We start from the raw sequence: 213 nt of genomic DNA on the forward strand, positions 1-213 counted from the left end.
TTATTTGAGATGCTTATTTTTAAGAGTATGCTTTTATTTTAGGAATGTTTTGATCCGATGAGTCGAAAGCTCAGGTTGTGCTCACTCTTAAGTTGATGGGCATGGGCTATATAGCATATCTAAAGGAAGTTTAAATTTAGAAAACAAATGATCGTTTTGTGCAAAAATCGAAACTTCTTCTCTAGTTAATCGATCATGAAATGCAATTGAAAT

At 31.9% G+C, this 213-nt stretch carries 1 pseudogene; it reads right to left on the minus strand.

From position 1 onward, the window contains the following. Positions 1-102: 102 nt before the first annotated feature. Positions 103-213: pseudogene (locus MR168_RS33870) on the minus strand (DUF1878 family protein); the annotation flags it as partial.

The organism is Bacillus cereus group sp. BfR-BA-01356 (assembly GCF_022663635.1).
Classification (GTDB): Bacteria; Bacillota; Bacilli; order Bacillales; family Bacillaceae_G; genus Bacillus_A; species Bacillus_A cereus.